We start from the raw sequence: 6,931 nt of genomic DNA on the forward strand, positions 1-6,931 counted from the left end.
GGTCACCGGGGTGACCTGTACGTCTGACACGGAGGCTGCCGGTCAGCCGCCGGTCAGCAGCAGCGGGCGCCCGGGTTCGCGTCCTGGGCCGCGTAGCGGTCCCGCCAGAACTCACCGACGGTCGGCACCGCGGCGTCCGGGTGGGCGCGGCGCAGGTGCGCCACGTACCGCTGGTAGTCGCTCTCGCCGAGTACCCCGGTGACGTACCAGGCCAGGGCGCGCCAGCCCCGGCGCACGACGTCGAACGGCCCGGGGGTCCGTGCCGCGAGCGCACTCATGCGTGCGTCCCCGTCCGGATCTTGTCCGGGTTGGCCTCGTAGTAGGCGGTCCACTGCGCCGCCACCTCCTTCTCGACGTCGGTCGGGATGAGGCCCGACGGCGCGAAGGTGGCCGACTCGGCGTCCGGCTCCTCCGTCGTCGGCAGGCCGCCCGCCCGGATGGCCTTGACGCACACCCACAGCGCCACGAGGGCCACGACCAGCACGAGCACCGCGAACACGATCGACAGGGTGCCCTGCAGGAACGTGTTGCGGATGACGGCGTCCATCGCCGCGGGGTCGGCAGCGGTGCCGAACGACGTCTCGCCCGCCTCTCGCGCCTCGCGGAACGCGTTGTGCTGCGCCCAGTACCCCAGGCTCGGCTCGGGCGAGAAGATCTTCTGGAACGACGCCGTCATGGTCACCGCGAGGTCCCAGACCAGCGGGAGCGCGGGGATCCACGCCCACTTGAGGTAGCCCTTCTTGACCACGACCACCGTGACCAGGGCGAGCGCCATCGCGGCGAGGAGCTGGTTGGCGATGCCGAAGAGCGGGAACAGCGTGTTGATGCCGCCCAGCGGGTCGGTGACGCCCATCAGCAGGATGGCGCCCCACAGGCCGCACACGACGATCGAGCAGATCCACGCGCCCACGCGCCACGACGGGTCGCGGAACTTCTTGAGCGGGCCGCCGAGGTTGCCGAGCGTGTCGGACAGCATGAAGCGGGCGACGCGCGTGCCGGCGTCGACCGTGGTGAGGATGAACAGCGCCTCGAACATGATCGCGAAGTGGTACCAGAACGCCGTCATCGCGGAGCCGCCGAGGAACGAGCCCAGGATCTGGGACATGCCGAAGGCGAGGGTGGGCGCACCGCCGGTGCGCGAGACGATCGACTCCTCGCCCACCGAGTCCGCGGCACCCTGGATGTCGGCCGCCGTGGCGGGCGGGCCGGCGAGGCCGAGCCCGTTCACGTAGTCCGCGGCCGTGCCGGGCTCGCCGCCCGTGAGCGTGGCCGGGGCGTTCATCGTGAAGTACAGGTGCTGGTCGATCGAGATGGCCGTGACCAGCGCCATGATGGCCACGAACGACTCGGTGAGCATGCCGCCGTAGCCGATGAGCCGCAGCTGGCTCTCCTTCTCGACCAGCTTGGGGCTGGTGCCGGACGAGATCAGCGCGTGGAACCCGGACAGCGCACCGCACGCGATGGTGATGAACAGGAACGGGAACAGCGACCCGGCGAACGCCGGGCCGTTGCCCTCGATGGCGAAGCTCGACACGGCCGGGGCCTGCACGGCGGGCTGGGCGATGATGACGCCCACGGCCAGCAGGATGATCGTGCCCACCTTCATGAACGTGGACAGGTAGTCGCGCGGGGCGAGCAGCAGCCAGACGGGCAGCACGGAGGCGAGGAACCCGTAGCCGACGATGAGCCAGGCGACGGTCACCTTGTCGAGCGTGAACATCTCGGCGCCCCAGGTGGTGTCGGCCACCCAGCCGCCCGCGACGATCGCGAGCACCAGCAGCACCACGCCGATGAGTGACACCTCGGACACCCGTCCCGGCCGGATGTACCGCAGGTAGACGCCCATGAAGAGGGCGATCGGGATGGTCATGCCCACCGAGAACACACCCCACGGCGACTCCGCCAGGGCGTTGACCACCACGAGGGCGAGGACCGCCAGGATGATGATCATGATGACGAACACGCCGATCAGGCCGGCGGCGCCGCCGACCGAGCCCATCTCGTCGCGGATCATCTGACCGAGCGAGCGCCCGCGGCGGCGGGTGGAGAGCCACAGGACGAGGTAGTCCTGGACGCAGCCGGCCAGCACGGCCCCGATGATGATCCACAGGGTGCCGGGCAGGTAGCCCATCTGGGCCGCGAGCACGGGGCCGACCAGCGGGCCGGCGCCGGCGATGGCCGCGAAGTGGTGGCCGAACAGCACGCGGCGGTCGGTCGGGGCGTAGTCGCTGCCGTTCTCGTGCTCCTCGCCCGGCGTCGCCCGGTCGTCCCGCGGGCGCACGACCTTGTACTCGATGAGGCGGGCGTAGAAGCGGTAGGCGATGACGTAGGTGCCGACGGCGGCGACCACGAAGTACGCGCCGTTGACGGACTCGCCGCGGACGAACGCGACCAGGGCCCACGCGATCGCCGTGACGAGTCCGATCGCGGCGAAGACGAGCTTCTTGCCGTTGGTCATGGGTCTGCGGTCGATGACCGCGACCGGGGGAAGGTCCGGGTTGTTCCGAACGAGCTCAACGTGCTCGGGTGAGCGCACGACGGCCTCCTTGCCGGGTGGCCGGCCCGTGGCGGGCCGGATGCTGGGTGAATCCTGACTACGGACAGACTCTAGTTGTCCCGGAACACCAAGAACCAGGCCCGTGGGTCAGCAGAGCACCGGCCCGGTATGGGAGTCTCGTCCCCGTGACCTTCACCCTGCCCGCGCCGCTGGTCGGCCCGGCACGCCTCACGGCCGCCTTTCTCGTCTCGGCGTCCGCGATCCTGCTGTTCGCGATCCACATCCGGCCGGTCGCGTACCTGCCGCTGGTACTGGGCATCGCGCTCGGCCTGTGGGCCGACCGGGCGCTCGGCCGCGACCTGGCGCTGATCGGCGTGGGCATGGGGATCATCTCGCTGATCTCGCTGAAGGCCGACCTGTCCGACGCCGGGATGCTGCGCTTCACGCTCGCGCTCGGCGGGTCGGTGCTGGTGCCCTGGGCGCTGTCCCGGTTCGTGTTCAAGCAGGACACGATCCGGTTCCCCGTGGCGACCGGACAGCGCTGGAGCCCCGGGCAGTGGATCTACCTCGCCCTGGTGGTGATCATCGGATACTTCCTGCTGCCGTTCTACTTCCTGGGCTCGGGCGCGTACCTGAACTGGCCCGACCTGAACGGCACGCAGGACATCTGGCGGCTCTTCGTCGGCGTGAACGCCGTCGGCATCTGGGACGAGCTGTTCTTCATCTGCGTCGTGTTCGCCCTGTACTGCAAGCACTTCCCGATGTGGGTGGCCAACGTGCTGCAGTCGATGATCTTCGTCTCGTTCCTGTGGGAGCTCGGCTACCGCGAGTGGGGCCCGCTGCTGACCGTGCCGTTCGCGCTGGTCCAGGGCTGGATCTTCGCCAAGTTCAAGTCGCTCAGCTACGTGGTGGCGGTGCACCTGCTGTTCGACGCCGTGGTGTTCGCCGTGCTGGTGCACGGCCACCACCCGGAGCTGTTCGACATCTTCGTCACGGCGCCCTAGTTCGTCTGGTCGTTCGTGGAGCCCGGCCCGCCGACGGCGGCGAGCAGGTCGCGGACGTCCTCGACCTCGACCCGGATCGCGTCCGCCTCGGACTGCGCCAACGCCTTGGCCTCGGCGTCCGTGCCGCCCTCGATCTCCTTGTCGGCCGGCTGCAGCCCTCCGTAGTGGTGCTCGACCAGCGCGGCCAGCAGCGCGATGTCGAACTCCGAGCCCTTCAGGCCGGCCATGGCGTCGATCTGCTCGTCGGTGAGCATGCCGTGGTTCCCGCCCTCGTGGGAGTGCGCCGTCGTGCCCGCCCGGGGCCCGCTGCCGTCGTCGGGCACCTCGGTCGTGAGCCCGCCCTCGGCGAGCGCGAGCGCCTCCCGGCCCGCGGCGGGGACCGGGATGTCCCGCGTCTCCAGCCAGCCGGCGAGCTCGTCGACCCGGCCCGCCGACGCCTCGCCGACCTCGACGGCCAGCGCGAGCACGTCGTCGTCCGTGGAACGCCCCGGCGCGAGGGCCGCGAGCTGCACGGCCTGCGCGTTGTGCTCGATCGCCACGGCGGCGTAGCCCGAGTCGGCGTCCGAGTACCCGGCCGCCTCCTGCTTGGCCGGGACCAGCACCCCGAGCCAGAGCAGCAGCGCCAGCACCACGGCGAGACCGCCGGCGAGGACGGCGCCCATGATCCGCAGCCGCCGTCCGAGCCCGTAGGCGGACGGCGTGGGCTCCTGCACCTCGCCCGACGGCGGGGTGGTCTCCTCGGTCGTCGAGTCCTGGGGCGTCATGTCCGGGAGGTTCCCACACAAAGCACCGTCCGCGCCATCACGGAAAACCCTGATGCGGTGTGCTTCGCGCAACGGGCTGGCCAGGCCCTCCCCTTTGAGGCTGGGGTTTCTCCGCTTTGCGGCCGCTCAAAGGTGAGAAACCCCAGCCTCAAAGAAGATGCCGAGGCCCACCGGCAGCGGACTACCGATGGGCCTCGGGTGTCAGACGCCGTCAGACGTTCGGGTCAGTGCCCGAACGGCTCCTGCATCTGCGGGTTGAGCGACTTCTGCTTGACCCGCTCGGCCTTGCCGTCGATCGAGTCGTCGATGTCGAACGTGTCGAAACCGATGCCGAGGTCGTTCGAGTAGGCGTAGCCGTTGTAGTAGTACGTGGACCACGTACCGCCGCTGCTCACGCCCTCGCCGCGGTCGAACCAGGCGACCTCACGCGGGTTGTGCGAGTCCGTGAAGTCGTACACCGAGACGCCGCCCTGGTACCAGGACTGGACCATCAGGTCCTTGCCCTTGACCGGGATGAGCGAGCCGTTGTGCGCCACGCAGTTCTCGTTGGCGGTGTTGATCCGGGGGATCTTGTAGTACGACGCGAACTCGAGCTCCGTCTTGCCGTGGCGCCCGCGCTCGATGTCGTAGACGCCGTTGGCGCCCAGCTCCGGCGCGTACTCGCCGGTGCAGGTCGCGAGGCCGCCGCCGCCGAGCTCGTCGGTGAAGACGACCTTGGTCGCGTCGTTGTTGAACGTGGCCGAGTGCCAGAACGCGAAGTTCTCCGTGTCGCGCACCTGGCTGATCACGCGGGGACGCTCACGGTCCTTGATGTCCAGCAGGATGCCGTCGCCCATGCACGCACCGGCGGCCAGGTCGTACTTGGCGTAGGTGGTGATGTCGTGGCAGCCGCTGGTGGTGGAGGCACGACGGTCCGGGTCACCCTCGTAGCCGCCGTCCGGGAACAGGACGGGCGTGGCGACCAGCTCGGCCGACGTCGGCTTCTTCACCGGGATCTTCACGATCGAGATGAAGTCGTGCGGCGGCTGGCAGTCCGGGAACGTCGCGTTGGGCGAGTAGGACGACACGTAGGCGTAGAGGTCCTTGCCGTTCTTGGACGGCGCGAGCGAGTGGGTGTGCGAACCGCACTCGGTCTCGACCGACTTGATGTACTCCGGGGCGAGCGGGTTCGAGATGTCCCAGATCTTGATGCCCTCCCAGGCCGCCTTCTCGGTGGCGGGGAGTGACGTCGAGGCACACGAGTCGTCGCTGCGGGACGAGTCCGTGGACAGCACCAGGATGTCCTTGTAGACCGAGATGTCGTTCTGCGAGCCCGGGCAGTAGACCTGCACGACCTGCTCCGGGTTCTCCTTGTCGGAGAGGTCGTACACGGTGAAGCCGTCGTAGTTGCCGGCGAACGCGTACTTGCCCTGGAACGCGATGTCCGAGCCGGTGCCCTGGAGGGCACCGTTCTTGGGCTGGTTGCTCAGGTGGGTCATGTTCTCGGACGCTGACTCGCCCGGGGGTACGTCCGGAGCTGCGACGTCCGCGGCGACGGGCGCCGCGAAGGCCGTGGCCGCGATCATCGCTGCCAGGGCGGCGCCGGCGGCGCCCCGCACACGAGGTCGGGTAAAGGTTGGACGACGCACGGGCGTCACACCTCCTAGGTCGGTTGTGGGCAGTGTTGCTCACAGGGACCTCTCAGGACCAGGAGTTTCGGGATCTTTAACATGGTGGTGACAAACCATCACCTAGTGCTGCGGAAGCGACATCCGGCGAAGGTGTTCCCACGTCACAGCACCTTGATAGATTCCGGCGTCAGCGTCGTCCATGGTTTGTCGCGACCCCGGAGCAGGGGAGCCGATGACCGGTCGATGACGCGGACTTCAGCCCGTACGAGAGGATCGCCCGTGAAGACGCTGACAGGTGCCGGACGACGAGCCCGCGCGCGGACGGCCGTGATCGGCCTGGCCGTGCTCGCGCCGACCCTCGTGCTCTCGGCCTGCAGCCCGGACGAGGTACCGGAGGCGGTCTCGACGCCGAGCTCGGTGGTCGTGCAGCCGGGCAAGCCGGGGGAGCCCGCACAGACCATCGCGCCCGAGGACTACGAGGGGGCGCCGAACGCGGAGGCGCCGTTCTCGAAGGCGGACGCCGAGTTCCTGACCGACATGATCTGGCACCACGGGCAGGCGATCGAGATGTCGGTGCTCGCACCGGAGCGCACCGAGTCCGAGCAGCTCAAGAAGTTCGCGAGCCGGATCGACGTGGTGCAGGCCAGCGAGATCGACCTCATGTCCGGCTGGCTGGAGGAGAACGACTACCCCGTGCCCGTGACCGCGGAGGGCGGGGACGGCGAGGGTCCGCGAGCGCCGGAGCACGGGCACGACGCCGACATGCCCGGCATGCTGACCGACGCCGAGATGGCGAAGATCGAGGACGCGTCCGGGGCGGAGTTCGACCGGCTGTACCTGGAGGGCATGATCAAGCACCACGAGGGTGCGCTCGCCATGTGCAAGGACGTCGCGGGGTCGGGCAGCGAGGAGCGGGTGCTGGAGCTGGCGAACAACATCGCCGCGGACCAGATGGCGGAGATCGACCGCCTGGACCAGATGCTCGCCGAGCTGTGACCGCGGAGCTGTGACAGCCGGGCGCTGACATGACGATCGCCGGGAACGGAGCACGTGCTC

Annotated in this window: 6 protein-coding genes; 2 read left to right on the plus strand and 4 right to left on the minus strand. The window is 69.3% G+C overall.

Annotation, left to right across the window (positions count from 1 at the left end):
• Nucleotides 1-53 precede the first annotated feature (53 nt).
• Both ACFWEJ_RS25530 and ACFWEJ_RS25535 read right to left on the minus strand, forming a co-directional pair.
• Nucleotides 54-278: a YbdD/YjiX family protein gene (locus ACFWEJ_RS25530; RefSeq protein ID WP_377231980.1), complete on the minus strand. Its 225-nt coding sequence runs from the start codon at nt 276-278 to the stop codon at nt 54-56.
• Nucleotides 275-2,536: a carbon starvation CstA family protein gene (locus ACFWEJ_RS25535; RefSeq protein ID WP_377231981.1), complete on the minus strand. Its 2,262-nt coding sequence runs from the start codon at nt 2,534-2,536 to the stop codon at nt 275-277. Before ACFWEJ_RS25535 ends, ACFWEJ_RS25530 begins: the two co-directional genes overlap by 4 nt.
• Before the next feature lie 146 nt (nt 2,537-2,682).
• Here ACFWEJ_RS25535 and ACFWEJ_RS25540 point away from each other — a divergent pair, with 146 nt between their 5' ends.
• Nucleotides 2,683-3,501, plus strand: coding sequence for a type II CAAX prenyl endopeptidase Rce1 family protein (locus tag ACFWEJ_RS25540; protein ID WP_377231982.1), 819 nt, complete (start codon nt 2,683-2,685; stop codon nt 3,499-3,501).
• Here the strand turns inward: ACFWEJ_RS25540 and ACFWEJ_RS25545 are convergent.
• Nucleotides 3,498-4,265, minus strand: coding sequence for a DUF305 domain-containing protein (locus ACFWEJ_RS25545; RefSeq protein WP_377231983.1), 768 nt, complete (start codon nt 4,263-4,265; stop codon nt 3,498-3,500). The genes ACFWEJ_RS25540 and ACFWEJ_RS25545 overlap by 4 nt on opposite strands.
• Nucleotides 4,266-4,489: 224 nt before the next feature.
• Entirely contained in the window at nt 4,490-5,863 is a 1,374-nt protein-coding gene (locus ACFWEJ_RS25550; protein ID WP_377231984.1) for an LVIVD repeat-containing protein, read from the minus strand.
• A gap of 291 nt (nt 5,864-6,154) precedes the next feature.
• Here ACFWEJ_RS25550 and ACFWEJ_RS25555 point away from each other — a divergent pair, with 291 nt between their 5' ends.
• Nucleotides 6,155-6,871 carry a DUF305 domain-containing protein gene (locus ACFWEJ_RS25555; RefSeq protein ID WP_377231985.1) on the plus strand — a complete coding sequence of 239 codons (717 nt, stop codon included), beginning with the start codon at nt 6,155-6,157 and terminating at the stop codon, nt 6,869-6,871.
• Nucleotides 6,872-6,931 lie beyond the last annotated feature (60 nt).

Source organism: Promicromonospora sp. NPDC060204, from assembly GCF_042728455.1.
In the GTDB taxonomy this organism is placed as follows: Bacteria; Actinomycetota; Actinomycetes; order Actinomycetales; family Cellulomonadaceae; genus Promicromonospora.